The following is an 18,458-nucleotide window of genomic DNA, read 5'->3' as shown; positions in this document are numbered from 1 at the left end:
TAATATATTTAGATCAATAAGAAATAACTAAATTAAGAATTTTAAAGGACAAATGAAGAACAATCATTTTTTTTAAAATTAGCATAAAAACATTGAGTTAAGTAAGTATGTTCAACAGATTGACTTACTAAAATCCCACAACCTACTACAATAAGAAATTATAGTAGCCTATTTTAAAATAAATTATTAATATTGTATAATAAGTGGGATGCGATATAAACATTTTTGCATCTTTTTAAATTTTAGTTTATATTGATCTATTAACAATCATATTTTAAACGGATAGCTCAAATAAGGTAGTTTAATTCAAATCATCATCTAAAACTAACGGATTTAGTTTCATTAATCAATTCATAAGCGGAAATGAACTCAAACACTAAAATCATTGATTTATCATACTTAAGAGAAATGTCTGGTAACAATAAAGATATCATGGTTGAAATGGTTGAAATCTTTATTGAACAAAACCCTGAATTTACTGAAGGGATTTCAAGCTACTTTGAAAATAAACAATGGACAGAGCTTGGTGCTGTTGCTCACAAAGCAAAATCTTCTGTGAGAATCATGGGAATGGATGAGTTAGGAGATTGCTTAGAAAAAATTGAACATTATTCTAAAGGCAATCAAAAAGTTGAACTTCAACAGAAAATTGAAAATAGACATAAGCTTAATGATGATGATTTAAGAATATGGAACAACGTTCGTAATGAGGAAGTTAATGATATCGACTTGAAATTCATACCTACACTTGTCAGCAAATTTCTGAACCAAAGTCCTATAGCAATAACAGAATTGAGAAAAGCTATATTAGAGCTTTAATATGACAAAAAATACACCTCACATATTAGTTGTAGATAGTAACAATGCAACACTAAAGTATATAGAATTTACCCTTACTGGTATCGGGTATAAATCAACACTCGCAAAAAATGGTGTTGAAGCGATAGAAAAAGCTAAAAATCAACATTTCGATCTCATCATTTCTGATCTCGACCTCCCCCTGATGAGTGGAAATGATCTTGTGAGACACATTCGCAAAACTCCTGAATATAGGCTCACGCCATTTATCTTTCTTTCGGATAATGATGAAGAAGAGACTTGGATTCAAAATTTAAATGATGGAGCTGATGATTTTATCACAAAGCCTTTCAAGCAAGAGGTTTTCATATCAAAAATTAAAGCCCATATTAAAAAGACACAAATCAGAAAAGAGATTACTGATTCATCCTTGAAAATCAAGCTCAATTTTGATAAAGGCAATATTGTGTATTGCACACCTAGAGAGAATAAATTCAAACTTCCTCAGCAGTATATCAAAACGCCTGTCAAGGACGTTCAATCTGATCAAGAATTATTTACTCACCTAAAAGAAGAACAAGTTTGGCGTATTATTATCGACGACAATGCAATTTGGGCAATTTCTATTTTAGATAAGATTAGCAAAACTATCGAAGGGTTAATTCCTATTGACATTTTAATTTCAGATTCCAAGGACACTGAAAAATTTGATTATTTCCTAACAAATCATATCGATTCATTTTTATATAAACAACTGGATGAAAGGTTGATTATTCACCAAATCAACTCATCAATTCAACAAGAATTAAATCTTAAAAATAAATATTTCAATGCCCTTAATACGGCAGCTAAGCAATCACCAATACGCTTTGAGAATCAATACAACGAAGACATTTTAGATTTCAACATTCAGATTGTACATCAAGCCTATAACAAACTTGCTGGTGGCGATTTTTATGAAACATTCAGTGTTGACAATCACAAGAAAATTATTGTTGTAGGCGATGTAATGGGAAAAAAGTGGGATGCTTGGTTTTTTGTGCCCGCTTATATTGCCTATATACGAAGTACAATCAATTTTTTCTTAAGTCGCGAAGAGTTCGATTTCATTAAATCTCCTGGGAAGTTTCTAGAAATAATCAACCAATCCATATTTAAAGATCTAAAACTCAGTGAGGTTTTCACAACACTTAGCATCATAACAGTTTGTTCACAAACCTCTAAGGTCAGCATAGCATCTGCAGGTGCACTTCAACCTCTCTTCTATAATGCAAAAGAAAACAAATTTGCACAACTCAATATTGTTGGCACACTCTTGGGCGTAATTCCTGATGCTCATTATTTAAGTCTAATACAAGATTTTAATCAAGGAGACAAAATTTTACTTTATACAGATGGGTATATTGAAGCTGTGAATGATCGAACAGGCAATATGATTGGGGATGAAGTTTTCCTTGAAAACTTACATCAGGCTATGGGAAAAGCAAGCATTAAACTTTCTGATGTTGAGCATCAATTAATCCATTCATTAAATATTTCTAAGTTTGATGATGACAGAACCCTTCTACTTGTTCAAAAAAATTAGGCATTAGCTTTCTCAGTTCGCTATTAATTTTGTTCATTTGTCAAAAATTAGAAATTATGACTCCAAACGAAATTATTGGCTGGATGGGCAGCATCCTTTTTGCTATTTGTGGAATACCTCAAGTAATACATACCATCAAAACACAAAAAGTAGATGATCTTAATGAACTCTTCATTTGGCTCTGGTTTTTGGGTGAAGTGTTGACATTCTGGTATATTATTGTTGATGATATCTTAAATCAAATATATCACATACCACTGTATTTCAATTACCTGTTTAATATAATTATGGTATTTTACCTTATCTATGCAAAATACCGTTTTAATAGCACACCAACTGCACTTGCAAGTCTTAAGCGTAGAATTATAAAATAAAAGCTTTCATAGCTCTCCTAATTAAACAATTGTGAAAATAGTCATCATAGATAATTTCGATTCATTTACCTACAACTTAGCACATACTGTAGAACAATTCTCAGATCAAGTTATTGTCATGAGAAATAATGAAATAAATTGGGAGGCTATTAAAGCTTGTGATAAAATTATTTTTTCACCTGGTCCTGGTTTACCGGAGAACGTGAGAGTAATGGGTGAAATTCTAGATCAATATAAAACGATAAAACCTATTTTAGGTGTGTGTTTAGGTATGCAATATATCTGCGTTTATTTTGGAGGAGCCATCTTTAATATTGAAGATATTACACATGGAGTTCCAAAAACAACCTTAGTTACGGATAAGTCAGAATATTTATTCCATAATATACCTCAGAAATTCAATTCTGGAAGATACCACTCATGGGCCTTAAACAAAACAAAACTCCCCGATTGCTTAAGTATTACGGCTACTGACCCTGACGATCTTATTATGGCAATTCGTCATAAAGAACTCGATATTTGTGGCCTTCAGTTCCATCCAGAATCTATAATGACGGAACATGGAACTGAGATTCTAAGAAACTGGATTGAATCCTAAAGCTTATCTATTCAATATAAAGAACTAGCTAAACTAGTTATCCTGCCAAACTTTTTTCTTCTCGTATTTCAAATCCTGAAGAACAGAAGATTTTACACTAAGCTTAAAATTATAAGATTGGTAGGTTCCAAATGGAATGGTATTAAAGGTCATTTGCCAACAGTGCAAATCACGAGTTAAAGAAAATTGAGTAGCCGTAATTGACTTATTAGCAAAATCATAACCTGTGGAAAAATTAATTTTCCACTTAGGAGTCAAACTAAAATCACCTCGAAGACCAATATTCTGATTAACAGTTGTCTTTCTAGTTGGCTTGGAGTATGTCCATCCATAATCTAATGAAAATGACCAAGGCACATCAAACTGAACAAATCGCATTTCATCTGGAGTCTTCGTCTCCCCACTTTCTTCACCACCCTCTTCAGCTTCACCCTTAAAATCACTAGATGATAACCTGAATCCTAAATCAATAGAAGCATTGGTTAACCGCGGACCAAATTTATCAATCTTAATATCATTGCCATTTAATGCATATGGGTCAACTGTTGAGTTAAAACTCAGATCCAACTTGTTCTTGAAAATTTTTGTTCGACCATTTATTCTGATATTCGACCAGTTTAACGAATCAGCAAACATATTATAACTCGTAGAAAACTTAAGGCTCTCCAGAAGTTTTACCTTTTTGAAATCTTCATTCCCAGTTGTGTCGTTAGCTGTTTTAATTTTCGCCTCAACATTATTATCCAGACTCAAATTAATACTTCCAGATTCCTTAGCACCAGTAGGAGTTCCGTATAAACTTCCATCAAAAATAGAATACTCAACGTCTTTACCATCTCCATTCTTATAGGTTTTGTAGTATTTCTCTCTGGGAATTCCAATCTCTGGCGTATAGCTCACACTAATCGATGGTGTCATGACATGACGAATCGCTTCAATCTTCGAAGTCTTCTTAAAAGTGTACATCCCATATATCTTTGGACTTAAAGATAATGATGCTGAAGTTGAATAATTATGAGCGTACTGCATTCCCTGAATCGTATCATCAACTGTACCTCCCTTATTCTCATTCAATGTTTCATCCCAATGCCTACGAATTGATCGAGAATACAAAACACCTTTATAATTAAGAGTTGGTGATAAGGTTAAGTCACGAGCTAACTTAAAATTCGTTGTAAGAGGAATACTATGCTGATAACCATTTTTCCAGTCTTTTGTTAGAGAAGAGGACATCAATTTATCTTCTTTGATATTTACTCTATTCTCCAATTTCGAAGAATAACTTACACCAATTTTATCATACCACTTCAAATCAGAACTTTTCCCCTTGGTTCTGAAAGGATATATTTGAGTCATATTCAATGATAAACTTGGTAGTGTTAACGAAATAGTTGTATCCCTGCTATTCTGAGAGTGGCGTAATGATCCGTTTAAACTGAAAGGTTTCCCAGGCCACTTTTTACTATACGAAATACTAGATTGCTTCTGATTATTCACAATCTTATTGATATTCTGAGAGTTATTCCTGTCATTCTCTGAAGTAGAAAAGTTGACCGATGCAGAAAATGTACGATATGGGTTTGCCTTAGAATCCTGAGTATGCGTCCATCGAATAGCAAAGTCAGTCACTTCAGAATAGTCATCTAAACCTTTATCACCATATTTATTCTTGTGATATTCTGTTGACAAATTACCACTATATCTATAGCGCTTTTTATACTTCGATTGCAGATAAGTTCCCCATGAACCATTAGCAAAAATATCTCCTCGAAAAGTTAAATCCATATAATCGTTAATTGCCCAATAATATCCACCTCCTCGAAGGTTAAATCCCCTTCGTTGTTCCTCACCATAACTTGGCAAAAGAATACCTGATGAATATTTGCTGCTAAATGGGAAAAATCCAAATGGAAGTCCGATTGGAAGAGGTACATCTTCTAAAACAATATGCAGAGGGCCTGAGACGATTTTATCATCCTTAATCATTTTAGCCTTTGTCATTCGCACATAAAAATGAGGATGCTCATGATCGCAGGTCGTATACTTACCATTTTTAAGAAAGAAGGTATTTTCATCCATCCTTTTTGTAATCTCACTATGGACATAACCACTTTCTTGCTCAGTAATTACCTCATTGACCAAACCTTTGCCAGTCTCAAAGTTATATTTCAATTCCTTACACGTGAATTCCTCGGCTCCATCCTTAAACTCTGGTGTATGTATAAGATCACCAATACTATCCTTAATTCCGTAAGCAAAGGCTTCTTTATTTGCTATATCAAGCTCAATATAATAGGCTCTTAGTTCAGTAGCACCATATTTCACAAAAGCATTATTAGTCAAAAACACTTTCTGACCAGTTAGCGAGAAAGTAACACTATCGTCAGCATTGTATTCTATAGCCGTCTGAAGAAAAGGTTTCTTTGCTGTTGAATCAGCTGCTATTGAATCATTTTCAACACCTCCCTTTTTTCCTGATTTTAAATCTAAAGAATCAACTTGCTGTAAGAATTCAGCATACCCATTAACCACCAAAGGAGAATAATTAAAATTCTCACATACAGGACTCTCATTACCCATTAGATTAACATCCGCAAATATGTTTAACGGAATTAAGCTAAGAATGAAAAGTATAAAAAGCTTTTGTTGTAATTTCAATTGCAATTTTTATCGTTATTTTTGTACAAGAATGAGATCGACTAATAAACTTAAAAATCAGATGTAGTACACTAAGGTTTAAGCCCATAAGACTATTTTGTTTCAAAATATGATTATCATCAATCACAAACAGAAAGGTCTCAGGTCGCCAAAATTACAAATAAAACTACTATATTCCCTCATCTGAACACAGTTCAGAATCATTTTTTAAGTTCTTTTATGAAGATTTCTTGTCTGATTTTTTTTTCGAATAAAATTTCACAATATATAATGAATAGAGTATCAGTTTTTTTAATGTTTTTTGTTCTAAGTTCTAGCAGCTTTTTCTGTTCCGGACAAAAATCCGAATATAAAATTAACACCATTGTTATTGATGCAGGTCATGGAGGGAAAGATCCAGGTGCTGTTGGGAAACATTGCTACGAAAAAGATATCGCACTGAGCATTTCACTCAAAGCGGGACAATATATTAAAGAGCATTTCCCCAACATAAAGATTGTTTATACAAGAGAGACAGATGTTTTCATTCCGCTAAAAAAAAGACCTGAGATTGCCAATAAAAATAAAGCAGATCTTTTCCTATCCATTCATGCCAATAGCCTTGAGAATAATACAAGGACATATGGCACGGAAACCTTTATTTTAGGTCTTCACAAATCGAAAGACAATTTGGCTGTTGCGATGAAAGAAAATTCAGTCATGCTTTACGAAGACGACTACAGCAATAATTATGAAGGCTTCAACCCAAAAGATCCAGCTTCATATATTATATTTAATTTGATGCATAGTCTTCATATTGACAATAGCACATCAATGGCTCAACATACCGAACATCAATTTAAAAACAGAGTAGGTAGGCGATCTAGAGGTGTAAAAGCTGCAGAGCTATGGGTCCTCAGAAAAGCAAGTATGCCCTCCGTTTTGATAGAAGTTGGTTTTATTTCGAACCCTACTGAAGAACGTTTTCTAAGATCTAAAAAAGGACAAGATTATATGGCTTCTGCTATTTTCAGAGCTTTCAGATCGTATAAAGAAGAAATTGAACGACACAGTTCTCGAACTCTTGAGGTGAAAGAAAAACCCATTATGCCTGAATCATCAACAGAGGTTTATTATTGTGTACAAATAAAATCCTCATCAAAGAAAATTGCATTGAATGCCAAGGTATTTGAAGGACTTGATAATGTCGTAGAAAAGCATGTAAATGGCATTTATAAATACTCTGTTGCACAAGACTCAAACTTGAAAACAGTTATCAATGAGAAAAAGCAAATAAAAAAAATAATTCATGACTGTTTTATAGTTGCTTACCACAAGGGGAAGCCAATTTCTATTAAAGAAGCCAAAAAGATTCAAAAATCATAATAATTATTCTCTACCTTTGATTAAGAAAGGATGAAGTAATCACACAATATTACTAAATGAAAATATCAAAAGAAGCTACTATTGGATTATTGGTTGTAGCTGCCATTACGATTTTTATTTGGGGAATAAATTTCCTTAAGGGAAACAGTATATTCTCAACAGATCAACTATTTTATGCAAAATATCAACGAGTTGATGGCTTAAAAAAATCGAGTCCAGTAACTCTAAGGGGCTTTAAAGTTGGCCAAATTCAATCTATCAAATTCAGTGAATCAAATATCAATGATTTAATTGTATCATTCTCGGTGGGTGACGGGTTCAAGCTTCCTAATAATACGACAGCTAGAATTGTTAGTTCAGATATTATGGGAACAAAGGAAATTCAGATTATTACTGGGAACTCTAAAACGGTATTACTAGCTGGTGACACCATTAAAGGAAGTATTGAAGGTGACTTAAAAGAACAAGTCAGTATGCAAATGCTGCCTCTTAAGAATAAAGCTGAGAAACTAATGTCAAGTGTCGATTCGGTGCTAACCGTTATACAATACATCTTTAATGCAGATGCTCGTGATAATATATCACAGAGTTTAACAAGTATTAAAAACACAATAAACAAGCTTGAGCATACATCAGGTAGCCTTGACACCTTGGTTACAGGACAAAGGTCTAATATGGAAAAGATATTAGCTAATGTCGAATCTATAACGGGTAATCTTGAATCTAACGGTAAAAATATTAATAACATTCTAAGTAACTTCTCAAGTATTTCTGATTCCTTAAAACAAGCAGAAATTGCTTCAACTGTGAATAATGCCAATGCTGCTTTAGCTCAGGTAAACGAAATCTTCCAGCAAATAAATTCAGGTAAAGGTAGTATGGGAGCTTTCCTTAAAAATGATAGCCTTTACCACCATATGGAATCCGCATCTAAACACTTAGATGAGTTGTTGGTTGATCTAAAAGCCCATCCTAAACGCTATGTTCAGCTCTCTGTATTTGGACGCAAAGACAAGGGAAAGAAAAAGAAATAGTACAAATCATATAGTCACAAAAAAGCCAGATTTTAAATCTGGCTTTTTTTTAGTTTAAGATAAGATCGTTAAGACCGTCATACTGCGTCTTTAAATGACTATGAGCTTCAGAGTAACGCATAACTCTCTTAATCAAACTAGCTGGTGCTTCAAGCAGTGAATCATCTAAATAATTGATTAAATCCCCCGATCCCATCAAGTCATCAATAGAGATGCTTTCAAGTTCAGTAAGAAAATCATCATGATTCCTTGTTGATGCCCAACCTACAAGTGTAAAAATTGAATTCATTCGCATATTTTTTGGTTTATACCATCTATAACGCGAACATTTTTATTTTAGTATAAAAATATTTACCAAAGCATTTCACTCACTATGAAATCAAGAGATTGAGTTTATTTTCCTCTATCATTTTCCTCAGATTTATCAAAGCATAACGCATACGTCCTAATGCTGTATTGATACTCACATCAGTATCATCCGCAATTTCTTTAAAGCTCAAGCCTTTATAATGACGTAAGACAATCACCTCTTTCTGATCTGCAGGGAGGCGATCCACCAATTCTTTCACTTCATAATGCACCTGAGAGCGAATCATGATATCCTCACAATTGTCGTCGCTAAATTTATCTGAATTGAAAAGATCTAGTTCAAAATCATCATTCGAATAAACTTTTTTCATTTTCTCCTGCCTAAAATGATCGATAATCAAATTATGGGCAATACGAAACACCCAAGCTAAAAACTTACCGTTATCACGATATTTTCCAGCTCGTAAAGATTGAATAACCTTAATGAAAACATCTTGAAAGATATCATCGGTTAGATCTTTATTTTTAACAATTAGATAAATGTAGGTATACAACCTATCTTTATGGCGAGTTATGAGCATTTCTATTCCAGACTGGTCGCCGGAAATAAATCGCTCAATATAATATTGATCGCTTTTTAAATCAAAATTCTCCAATTTCACATTCTATATTTTAGGTAATATTGTGTAGAGATTGATCTATAAGCAAAGTAGGTTTTAGTGTGTCAATTATTATATCACTTGCAAGATTATAAATAATAAAGAGTTTTGCAAATCGAAAGAACTTAAATAAATTTGTAAGATTTTATATGTCGCTCATAACTTCAAGGAATAAACATGATTCATCAAGATAAATTCATCACCATAAAGGGAGCAAAGGTCCATAATCTTAAGAATATCGACTTAAAAATCCCTCGCAATAAATTTATAGTGGTCACAGGACTCTCCGGTTCGGGAAAATCATCCTTGGCTTTCGATACGCTTTACGCTGAAGGGCAAAGACGTTATGTGGAGAGTTTATCATCATACGCTCGTCAGTTCCTTGGGCGAATAAACAAACCTGAGGTTGATTATATTAAAGGTATTCCACCAGCAATTGCCATAGAACAAAAGGTAAATACCCGCAACCCACGTTCAACGGTAGGAACATCAACTGAAATATATGACTACTTAAAGCTGCTTTTTGCCCGAGTAGGAAAAACCTACTCTCCTATTTCGAATACTATAGTAAAAAGACATAGTGTAGGCAATGTGGTCAATTTTGCCTTAGAACAAGAAGCAGATGCCACAGTCATGATTATGGCAGCACTTCACCCCAACGGTGAGCGCTCAAGAAAAGAACAGCTTGAAGTTCTATCACAACAAGGTTTTTCTCGAATAGAGATTGAAGGGAAAGCTCACAAAATATTTGATGTTTTAGAAGACAATGATTTATTATCAAAAAAAGATAACATCCATATTATTGTAGATCGCATTAGAATTGATAAGGAAGAAGATACCCGTAATCGCTTGGCTGATTCTATTCAAACAGCCTTTTATGAAGGTAAAGGTGAATGTTTGATATCTATTTCTGATTCCAAAGATCTAAATTACCATAGCTTTTCAAATCGTTTTGAAGCTGATGGCATTACATTTGAAGATCCACATACACATACTTTTAGTTTCAACAATCCTGTTGGTGCCTGCCCTAAATGTGAAGGATTCGGCAAAGTTATTGGTATCGATGAAGACTTAGTGATCCCCAACAAGACCAGAAGCATATATGAAGATGCTGTAGTATGCTGGAAAGGTGAAAAAATGAGCAAATGGAAAGATGAGCTCGTATTTGCTGCTGAAAAATTCGATTTTCCAATTCATAAACCTTTCTTTGAACTTAGCGAAGAACAAAAACAATTGCTTTGGACAGGAAATAAGCATTTCAAAGGTTTACATGCTTTCTTCGCATACATCGAATCCAAACAATACAAGATTCAGTACCGCGTCATGTTATCGAGATATCGTGGAAAAACAACTTGTCCCGATTGCCGTGGTACACGCTTAAAGAAAGAAGCAGGCTATATTAAAATCACTGACAAGAATATACAAGATTTAGTTTTACTGCCTATTTCTGATCTGAACGAATTCTTTAATAATTTAAAATTAGAAGGAAGTGATGAAAAGGTTGCGAAACGAATTCTAATTGAAATTCAGAATCGCCTGCAATTCCTCTCAGATGTTGGACTGGGCTACCTGACCTTAAACCGATTATCAAGCAGTTTATCAGGTGGTGAATCGCAACGAATTAATCTAGCGACATCACTTGGAAGTAGTTTAGTTGGATCTCTATACATACTTGATGAACCTAGTATTGGTTTACATTCGAAAGATACGGAACTTCTAATTAAAGTGCTTCGCCAGCTACGCGACCTTGGCAACACAGTTGTCGTTGTTGAGCACGATGAAGACATCATTATGGCGGCTGATCAGGTTATTGATATTGGACCTTATGCTGGACGATTAGGTGGCGAATTGGTGTTTCAAGGAACTGTGGAAGAGCTAAAGAATTCTGATGCCAGCCTAACTTCCCAATATATTTCAAAATCACTATGTATTCCAACACCTACATCAAGGCGAAAATGGAATAACTATATTGAAATCCTCGGTGCAAGAGAAAACAACCTGAAATCGCTGGATATCAAGTTTCCTCTAAATACAATGACCTTAGTAACTGGAGTTAGTGGTTCTGGAAAATCGTCTTTGATTAAGACCATCCTATACCCTGCTCTCAAGAAACATTACGGTGGCTATTCTGACAAAAGTGGTCATTTTGATGCGCTGAAAGGAGACTTGCACATGATTAGCAATGTTGAATTTGTTGATCAGAACCCTATCGGAAAATCATCACGATCTAATCCTGTAACCTACTTAAAGGCTTACGATGAGATTAGAAAACTATATGCCGAGCAACAAGCTTCAAAATACAGTGGTTATAAATCGGCACACTTTTCATTCAATATCGATGGTGGTCGATGTGATGAATGCCAAGGCGAAGGGATCATTAAGGTTGAAATGCAATTTATGGCTGATGTTTATTTACAATGTGAAAGTTGTAAGGGACGTCGTTTCAAAGATGATATACTCGATGTTAGATATCGCGAAAAAAACATTCACGATATTCTTCAAATGACAGTGAACGAAGCCACAGAATTCTTTATGGCATCAACAGGTAAAATTGAAAAGAAGATTGCTCAAAGATTGAAGCCCTTGGTTGATGTCGGATTAGGCTATGTGAAACTTGGACAGGCCTCAAGTACTTTAAGTGGTGGTGAAAGTCAGAGAGTAAAACTAGCTTCGTTTTTAGCTAAAGAAAAAGCTGAACCTTGCCTTTTCATCTTTGATGAACCTACAACAGGGCTCCATTTCCACGACATTAACAAACTAATGGATGCCTTTAATGCTCTAATTGCTAGAGGACACAGTTTAATCGTAATTGAGCACAACATGGAGGTTATTAAGTGTGCCGATTGGATTATTGATCTAGGACCTGAAGGAGGAATTAATGGAGGTGAGCTTTGCTTTGAAGGCTTACCAGAAGATATCATACAAAAATCAGATTCCTACACAGGAGAATATTTAAAAGAAAAACTATAAACATCTATCCCTAAGGATATTCGTTTTCAACAAAGTAAATAAAAGTACCATAATATGATAGATTTAAATTTAAAGGACAATAAAGTCGTTATTGAAAATATAGAAAAGCTACGTGCAAAAGGTAATATTAATGATTTACCTGCTATTCTTGACTATTTAACTGTCCCTAGCAATACTGAGGTTGAAAAAGCCTTATACAATTTTCTTTTCGATATTAAAGATGCTAAAGCCGCTGAACCTATCATTACTGCTATACAGAATGCTAAATATCAGTCTATTCAGAAAAAACTGATTGAAATGTGTTGGCAATCGAGCTTAAAGTTTGCTAAGCATATTAGTCTCTTTGTGGATCTACTGATTAATGGCGATTTCGAAATTGCATTTGAGGCATTAACCGTAATTGAAAATATGGAAGAGACGCTTGATGCAAAATCAAAGGAACATGAAATGGCTAAACTAAAAAATGCAATCTCTACCGTGAGTGAAGACCGAAAAGCTTGGTTACACGAAGCTTTCCATATTATTGAGCAAGCTTCAGAATAATTATACGAATCTATTCGACATCTCATACATTTTAAATATTCGAAGGCTTCATTACTTTTAAAGGTAATGGAGCCTTTCTATTTACATCAAGCTCCATTTATTTTAATCAAAAAAACACACATGCAAATGACTAATATCCCACCACTTAAGCAATGATTGAGTAAATAATTCGTATATTTTAATGTTTTCTGATAGGGTAAAATCCTGATTAAGCATCATAGTAGTAGAAAGACAGAAAGATCAGGCCAATCCTTCTCAAAATAATAGTCTAACAATTTTAAACATTTAAAATATACTATCATGAAAACAAATTTCAGAAAACAAGTTTCGATATTGCTTTCATTTATACTGGTCCTTTCTTGTAGCCAGCTTATGGGAGCTGAAAACATCAACTTCAGAAAGAAGAAGAAGGTTAAAACTCAGCAAGTCATCGACACGCTTAAGTATAATGTGTACAAAGGAAAAATTAAAAACAAAGCAAGTGGTGAGATGCTTATTTTCGCTAATATATCAGTTGATGGTTCTAATGTAGCAACTGTATCAAACAGTGATGGAGAATTCCTTTTAAAAATTGCTAAAAATCTAGATGTAAAAACACTTACTGTTTCTCATATTGGATTTAAGAACCAAGAATTCACGATTGCTTCATTAAAACCTAAAAAGAATATTCTTGAATTAGAATCAGCTATCATTCCACTGGATCAAATTAATATTTATCCTCACGACCCATTATTTTTAGTTCGTAGCATTCTAAAGAAAGTTGCAGAAAACTACACACTTGATCCTAGCATGATGAAAGGTTTTTATCGCGAAACGATTAAGAAAAACAGGACTTATGTCGCTTTATCAGAAGCTGTAGTCAACATCAACAAATCTGGTTACAGACAAATGCGCGACGATCAGGTTCAAATATTCAAAGGACGTAAAAGTCAGGATGTTAAAAAAATGGATACCTTATTATTTAAATTACAGGGTGGACCAAACACAACACTTTTACTTGACATCATTAAAAACCCATATAACTTACTTTCAGGTGATTTTATTGAAAACTACGATTATACTTTCAAAAACATCACCAAACTTAATGACAAGATTCACTATGTGATTGAGTTTAGACAAAAAGAAGGTATCGACTTACCTTTATACTATGGTCTGTTTTATATTGACGCAAACAACCTAGCCTTGAGTAGCGCTAAGTTTAGCTTAAATATGGAAAACGAGTCAGAAGTTAGAAGAATGTTTATTCGCAAAAAACCATCTGGCGTAAAAGTAACACCTTTATCAGCCGACTATATTGTCAACTATCAAGAAAAAGAAGGCAAGTGGTATTTCACATATGCCCGTGGAGAAATTAAATTCAAATGTAACTGGAAACGCAAACTTTTCAATTCTAAATTTTCAGTAATGACAGAGATGGCTATTACAGATAGAACTGATGATGAAGCTGTAAGATTCAAAGGAAAAGAACGATTTAAATCACATCAGGTTATGGCAGATGAAATTGGAAGCTTTAGTGATAAGAACTTTTGGGGAGCTTCTAACACAATTGAGCCAGATCAATCGATCGAAGCTGCAATTAAGAAATTAAAAAGAAAAGGTAAATAAGATTAACCTACGAAGTCAGTAATTTCATCCTGGAGTTCCCTCTCCAGGATATTTTCAGAACTAAACTTCAAAGCTTATAAGTAGACTTAAAAAAAAGTCCTATTTTTAATTAGATATTAAAAATAAACAAAGCAGTAATCACGAATGTTAGAGGATACTCAAAATATTACAAAGCAAATACGAGAAGGCAACCTAAAGGAATTTGAAAGAATTTTCAAGGAATTTTATCCACAATTATGTCTTTACGCTCTTCGCTTTGTCAAAACGAAAGATCTATCAGAAGAAATTGTTCAGAATCTCTTTTGCCAGATTTGGGAAAATAGGAAAGAACTAAATATTCACACATCAATAAAAGCATATCTATACCGATCAACCTATCACAATGCCCTGCAAATATTAAGAAAAATGGGCAGTCATAACAAGTACAAAGAATATATTAAACACCACTTTAATGACAATGATTCTTCATCTAATAAACTTGAAGAAAAAGAAATAAACAAAATTGTACAGCAAACCCTCTCCTCACTCCCACAACGCTGTGGTACCATTTTCAAAATGAGTAGATTTGAAGGTTTAAAGTATCAGGAAATAGCTCAAAAGCTTTCAATTTCCATAAAAACAGTTGAAGCTAATATGGGGAAAGCTCTCAAAGCATTTCGACACAGTTTAAAAGATTATATGTGCTTGTTTTAAGCCAAGCATTATATCAAAGAGAACTATTAATAAAGACTATTGCTGCAGTTAATTTTTAACGTAACTGCCAAAAACAAACAGAATGACAAAAGAATTTTCACATACACTGGATTGGGAGATCATTTCGAAATATTTAAGTGGAGAAATGACAGAATCGGAACTAGAGGTTTTCGAAGCGGAGATGGAAGTAAATCCTAACTATGCTGAAGCGATAAAAGCTTCTGGAAAAGATTTAACCCATGCTGATTTATATCTCGCTAAGGAGGCATTTGACTCTGAGGATGCTTGGTCGAATGTAAAAAAGAGAATTGTAAGTAAGAAAGATACCAACTCACATCTTTCTATTTCAAGGCCCTCTCCTTTTAAAACCTTTTTTAGGCTTGCTGCTTCAATTATAATATTATTCGGAATTGGGCTTTTGGCTCAAACAACTTACACGCATCTGTATCCTAACAAAACCTATGTTTGTGAGATAAACGAAGCAAACAAAAGCATAACTCTCGATGATGGATCGGTAATAACACTAAATTCAAATTCTAAGCTGATCTATCCTAGAACGTTTAGTGAAAATGAACGTCGTGTGGAATTAATTGGGGAAGCATTTTTTGATATCGCAAAAAATCCAAACAAAGCTTTTATTATTAACGCTAAAGATGCAGAAGTAAAAGTTTTGGGAACATCATTTAATATTAATGCTGCCACAAACAAGGTTGAAGTCCTTGTGAAAACAGGGAAAGTTCAGTTTTCATCTATCAACAAACCTAGCAATAAGCTTATTTTAACCCCTGGTGACTTTGCTAGTCTGCAAGAATCTATACTTGAAAAAACAATAACTCGAGATGATAATTACTTATCGTGGAAAACTCGACAAATGATTTTTAGAGATACAAAATTACAAGAAGTAGCTAAGGTGTTAAACAGAACCTATCAAGTACAAATTCATTTTCAGGAAGAGGAACTTAATGATTTACCTCTGACCACAACATTCGATCATGATCCCTTGGAAGATATTTTAAACTACATGTGTATTCCATTCAACTTGGTTTACGAGAAAAAAGGCAATCAGATTCTGATTAAGAGAGCAAATTAAAATTGCCTTTATTTCTTAAGCATAAAGTATAATGACATGATTTGCTAATAAAAATCATGCCTCTACTTACACTCTAATTACAACTAAATATGCCTAGGCCTCTTATTCATACACTCAACAAAATACAGACAAAAGGTATCTTTCTTTTCTTTTGTCTAATTACGATGAGCATGCTAGGCTTAGCACAGAAAAATGGTCTCAATCAAAAAATAACAATCAGTTTAAAAGAAATAAGCTTAGAAAAGGCATTGGATTCAATAGCTAAAAACACAAATACTTATTTTACTTATGATGCGACTATATTACTAAATAAGCCACAGGTTAATCTTGTTGCTAATAAAGAGATCTTATACGATGTATTAAGACAAATTATTCCTGATTCGACTTTAGATTTTCAATTGATTAACAAACAAATCATCATATTCCCAGCAAAACAAAAGGAGAACCTAGCTCAGAAAATTCTAAGACCTCAATTGCGTTTCAAAAAAATTAAAGGTCGCATTCTAAACAAGAAAAACAGACATGCATTAGCCTATGCAAGTATTGGTATACGGGGTAAATCTATTGGTACAATTAGCAATATTGACGGTGAATTTTTATTAAATATACAGACTCAGCATTTTAACGATACACTTACATTCTCTTTCATCGGATTTAATAATACAGAAATCCCCATCAATCAAATTGCAAGCGACGAAATCACAATTGAGCTCATAGAGAGTCATATTTCTTTACAAGAGGTCGTTATTAGAAATACGGATCCCTTGGCTTTAATCAAGTCAGCTATCAATAACTTTAATCAAAATTATCCTAAGAACCCAAGTCTATTAACAGCATTCTATAGAGAATCAGTTAGTAAGAATAGGAATTATATGATTTACCTGGAATCCATTCTTGATATCTACAAATCATCCTATCAATCTACCAATCGAGTTGATATGGCTAAGGTATTTCAGTCAAGAAAAATTTACGATTCTAATCGATTAGATACTGTATCACTACGTTTAAAAGGTGGTGTTGAAGGCTGTTTGCAACTTGATATCGTAAAAAACAGGATTGACTTTCTGGATCCTGAGAACTTGGATTCTTATGACTTCCATTTGGATGATATTAGTTCTTACAACAACCACCCTGTTTATATTATTCATTTCCAACCCAAAACCAATCTGAACTATCCCTTAATGCAAGGTGATTTATATATAGATACACGAAGTTTAGCCCTAATTAGAGCTGAATTTTCGTACCCTTTAACTCGTGTAAGCGAAACAAAACATCAGTTTGTGGCGCATAAGTCGTCAAAAACAAAAGTACGTCCACTCAAAATTGAATACATTGTATCCTATAAAAATATCAATGGTAAATATTACCTGAATCACACTAAAGGTAACCTCAAATTTAAAGTGCGACATAAACGTAAACTCTTTGCCAAAACTTTTGAAACTTGCTTTGAAATGGCAATCACTCAAGTTGACACCACTAATATTGAACGGTTCAAATACAAAGAGCGCTTACGACCAAACACCGTGATGTCTAAATCTAGATTACCTTATGATTCAGATTTTTGGGGAAGTCAAAATTATATTGAGCCCGAAGAGAGCATACAACAAGCTTTAAAAAGAATTAATGCCAATATGCTACAAGTAGCAAAAAAAGAAGATTAATAATCGAGCTCTATGCCAATGTGGTCCTGTCCGACTTGCAAGCGAAAATTTAAAAGCAAGAATCAATATCATTCTTGCTATATCATGGATAAGGCATATCATACAAGGAAAATGAATGAGAAAGTTCAAATTGTTTTCGAGGCCCTACTCTCGCATTTAAAGGACTTTGAAGCAATTGATATTATCTTCCTTAAGACCTGTGTTCAAATTAATACCAATTCTACATTTCTATCCATCGTCACCAAACAAGACCATTTAGTGCTTGAATTCCAATTAGACAGGGAAGACAATTTCTTTCCTATTTATCTTTGTAAAAGAGTATCTAAAAACCGTGTTTTGCACCGAATTGCAATAGGTGAACTCTCAGAATTCGACCATCAGATTAAGATCTGGATTAAAGAAGCCTACGATTTGATTCACAAAAAATGATCCACATGCTTAATCAAAAAAGAGAAGCCATTATACATCAAAAGATTCTTGTATCTTTGTCCCATCAAAATTCAGATAGCAAGTCAC

General features: G+C 33.7%; 16 protein-coding genes. 13 read left to right on the top strand and 3 right to left on the bottom strand.

What is annotated here, in order from left to right; genetic code table 11:
• Positions 1–363 precede the first annotated feature (363 nt).
• The 4 genes from ACXR6G_RS09045 to ACXR6G_RS09030 are packed head-to-tail and all read left to right on the top strand — an operon-like array spanning position 364 to position 3,355.
• The gene (locus ACXR6G_RS09045; protein ID WP_458361096.1) at positions 364–819 is read left to right on the top strand and encodes an Hpt domain-containing protein; all 456 of its coding nucleotides are present in this window, start codon (positions 364–366) and stop codon (positions 817–819) included.
• 1 nt (position 820) lies between these two features.
• The gene (locus ACXR6G_RS09040) at positions 821–2,383 is read left to right on the top strand and encodes a SpoIIE family protein phosphatase (protein ID WP_458361095.1); all 1,563 of its coding nucleotides are present in this window, start codon (positions 821–823) and stop codon (positions 2,381–2,383) included.
• A gap of 56 nt (positions 2,384–2,439) precedes the next feature.
• Complete coding sequence (locus ACXR6G_RS09035; protein WP_458361094.1) at positions 2,440–2,757, top strand: PQ-loop repeat-containing protein; 318 nt, start codon at positions 2,440–2,442, stop codon at positions 2,755–2,757.
• 31 nt (positions 2,758–2,788) lie between these two features.
• Complete coding sequence (locus ACXR6G_RS09030) at positions 2,789–3,355, top strand: anthranilate synthase component II (RefSeq protein WP_458361093.1); 567 nt, start codon at positions 2,789–2,791, stop codon at positions 3,353–3,355.
• 33 nt (positions 3,356–3,388) lie between these two features.
• Here ACXR6G_RS09030 and ACXR6G_RS09025 read toward each other — a convergent pair whose 3' ends face one another.
• Entirely contained in the window at positions 3,389–5,935 is a 2,547-nt protein-coding gene (locus ACXR6G_RS09025) for a putative LPS assembly protein LptD (protein ID WP_458361092.1), read from the bottom strand.
• Between the two features lie 348 nt (positions 5,936–6,283).
• Here ACXR6G_RS09025 and ACXR6G_RS09020 point away from each other — a divergent pair, with 348 nt between their 5' ends.
• The gene (locus ACXR6G_RS09020; RefSeq protein WP_458361091.1) at positions 6,284–7,378 is read left to right on the top strand and encodes an N-acetylmuramoyl-L-alanine amidase family protein; all 1,095 of its coding nucleotides are present in this window, start codon (positions 6,284–6,286) and stop codon (positions 7,376–7,378) included.
• A 56-nt stretch (positions 7,379–7,434) separates the two neighbouring features.
• Positions 7,435–8,412 (top strand): MlaD family protein, encoded by a 978-nt coding sequence (locus ACXR6G_RS09015; RefSeq protein WP_458361090.1) that lies wholly within the window; start codon positions 7,435–7,437, stop codon positions 8,410–8,412.
• A gap of 49 nt (positions 8,413–8,461) precedes the next feature.
• Here the strand turns inward: ACXR6G_RS09015 and ACXR6G_RS09010 are convergent, their stop codons facing one another.
• Positions 8,462–8,701 carry a hypothetical protein gene (locus ACXR6G_RS09010; RefSeq protein ID WP_458361089.1) on the bottom strand — a complete coding sequence of 80 codons (240 nt, stop codon included), beginning with the start codon at positions 8,699–8,701 and terminating at the stop codon, positions 8,462–8,464.
• A gap of 82 nt (positions 8,702–8,783) precedes the next feature.
• Complete coding sequence (locus ACXR6G_RS09005) at positions 8,784–9,383, bottom strand: RNA polymerase sigma factor (RefSeq protein ID WP_458361088.1); 600 nt, start codon at positions 9,381–9,383, stop codon at positions 8,784–8,786.
• Between the two features lie 174 nt (positions 9,384–9,557).
• On the opposite strand from ACXR6G_RS09005, the gene uvrA reads away from it, so the two are divergent.
• The 7 genes from uvrA to ACXR6G_RS08970 all read left to right on the top strand — a co-directional run bounded on the left by uvrA (position 9,558) and on the right by ACXR6G_RS08970 (position 18,371).
• Positions 9,558–12,350 carry an excinuclease ABC subunit UvrA gene (gene uvrA / locus ACXR6G_RS09000; RefSeq protein WP_458361087.1) on the top strand — a complete coding sequence of 931 codons (2,793 nt, stop codon included), beginning with the start codon at positions 9,558–9,560 and terminating at the stop codon, positions 12,348–12,350.
• Between the two features lie 54 nt (positions 12,351–12,404).
• Entirely contained in the window at positions 12,405–12,893 is a 489-nt protein-coding gene (locus tag ACXR6G_RS08995; protein ID WP_458361086.1) for a hypothetical protein, read from the top strand.
• A 300-nt stretch (positions 12,894–13,193) separates the two neighbouring features.
• Positions 13,194–14,498: a carboxypeptidase-like regulatory domain-containing protein gene (locus ACXR6G_RS08990; RefSeq protein ID WP_458361085.1), complete on the top strand. Its 1,305-nt coding sequence runs from the start codon at positions 13,194–13,196 to the stop codon at positions 14,496–14,498.
• 144 nt (positions 14,499–14,642) lie between these two features.
• The gene (locus ACXR6G_RS08985; protein ID WP_458361084.1) at positions 14,643–15,191 is read left to right on the top strand and encodes an RNA polymerase sigma-70 factor; all 549 of its coding nucleotides are present in this window, start codon (positions 14,643–14,645) and stop codon (positions 15,189–15,191) included.
• 82 nt (positions 15,192–15,273) lie between these two features.
• Positions 15,274–16,281: a FecR family protein gene (locus ACXR6G_RS08980; RefSeq protein ID WP_458361083.1), complete on the top strand. Its 1,008-nt coding sequence runs from the start codon at positions 15,274–15,276 to the stop codon at positions 16,279–16,281.
• Between the two features lie 170 nt (positions 16,282–16,451).
• Positions 16,452–17,942 carry a carboxypeptidase-like regulatory domain-containing protein gene (locus tag ACXR6G_RS08975; protein ID WP_458361082.1) on the top strand — a complete coding sequence of 497 codons (1,491 nt, stop codon included), beginning with the start codon at positions 16,452–16,454 and terminating at the stop codon, positions 17,940–17,942.
• An 84-nt stretch (positions 17,943–18,026) separates the two neighbouring features.
• Positions 18,027–18,371: a DUF5655 domain-containing protein gene (locus ACXR6G_RS08970; protein WP_458361081.1), complete on the top strand. Its 345-nt coding sequence runs from the start codon at positions 18,027–18,029 to the stop codon at positions 18,369–18,371.
• Positions 18,372–18,458: the final 87 nt, after the last annotated feature.

This window comes from Ancylomarina sp. YFZ004, assembly GCF_054254355.1.
The sequence above is the reverse complement of the archived record's forward strand: the minus strand, read 5'-3'. Positions and strand labels throughout refer to the sequence as shown.

Excerpts from the sequence above, each read along its gene's own strand:
- ACXR6G_RS09045 (WP_458361096.1), top strand. The coding sequence starts at position 364 with ATGAACTCAAACACTAAAATCATTGATTTATCATACTTAAGAGAAATG.
- ACXR6G_RS09040 (WP_458361095.1), top strand. The coding sequence starts at position 821 with ATGACAAAAAATACACCTCACATATTAGTTGTAGATAGTAACAATGCA.
- ACXR6G_RS09035 (WP_458361094.1), top strand. The coding sequence starts at position 2,440 with ATGACTCCAAACGAAATTATTGGCTGGATGGGCAGCATCCTTTTTGCT.
- ACXR6G_RS09025 (WP_458361092.1), bottom strand. The coding sequence starts at position 5,935 with ATGGGTAATGAGAGTCCTGTATGTGAGAATTTTAATTATTCTCCTTTG.
- ACXR6G_RS09020 (WP_458361091.1), top strand. The coding sequence starts at position 6,284 with ATGAATAGAGTATCAGTTTTTTTAATGTTTTTTGTTCTAAGTTCTAGC.
- ACXR6G_RS09015 (WP_458361090.1), top strand. The coding sequence starts at position 7,435 with ATGAAAATATCAAAAGAAGCTACTATTGGATTATTGGTTGTAGCTGCC.
- ACXR6G_RS09010 (WP_458361089.1), bottom strand. The coding sequence starts at position 8,701 with ATGAATTCAATTTTTACACTTGTAGGTTGGGCATCAACAAGGAATCAT.
- uvrA (WP_458361087.1), top strand. The coding sequence starts at position 9,558 with ATGATTCATCAAGATAAATTCATCACCATAAAGGGAGCAAAGGTCCAT.
- ACXR6G_RS08995 (WP_458361086.1), top strand. The coding sequence starts at position 12,405 with ATGATAGATTTAAATTTAAAGGACAATAAAGTCGTTATTGAAAATATA.
- ACXR6G_RS08990 (WP_458361085.1), top strand. The coding sequence starts at position 13,194 with ATGAAAACAAATTTCAGAAAACAAGTTTCGATATTGCTTTCATTTATA.
- ACXR6G_RS08985 (WP_458361084.1), top strand. The coding sequence starts at position 14,643 with ATGTTAGAGGATACTCAAAATATTACAAAGCAAATACGAGAAGGCAAC.
- ACXR6G_RS08980 (WP_458361083.1), top strand. The coding sequence starts at position 15,274 with ATGACAAAAGAATTTTCACATACACTGGATTGGGAGATCATTTCGAAA.
- ACXR6G_RS08975 (WP_458361082.1), top strand. The coding sequence starts at position 16,452 with ATGCTAGGCTTAGCACAGAAAAATGGTCTCAATCAAAAAATAACAATC.
- ACXR6G_RS08970 (WP_458361081.1), top strand. The coding sequence starts at position 18,027 with ATGGATAAGGCATATCATACAAGGAAAATGAATGAGAAAGTTCAAATT.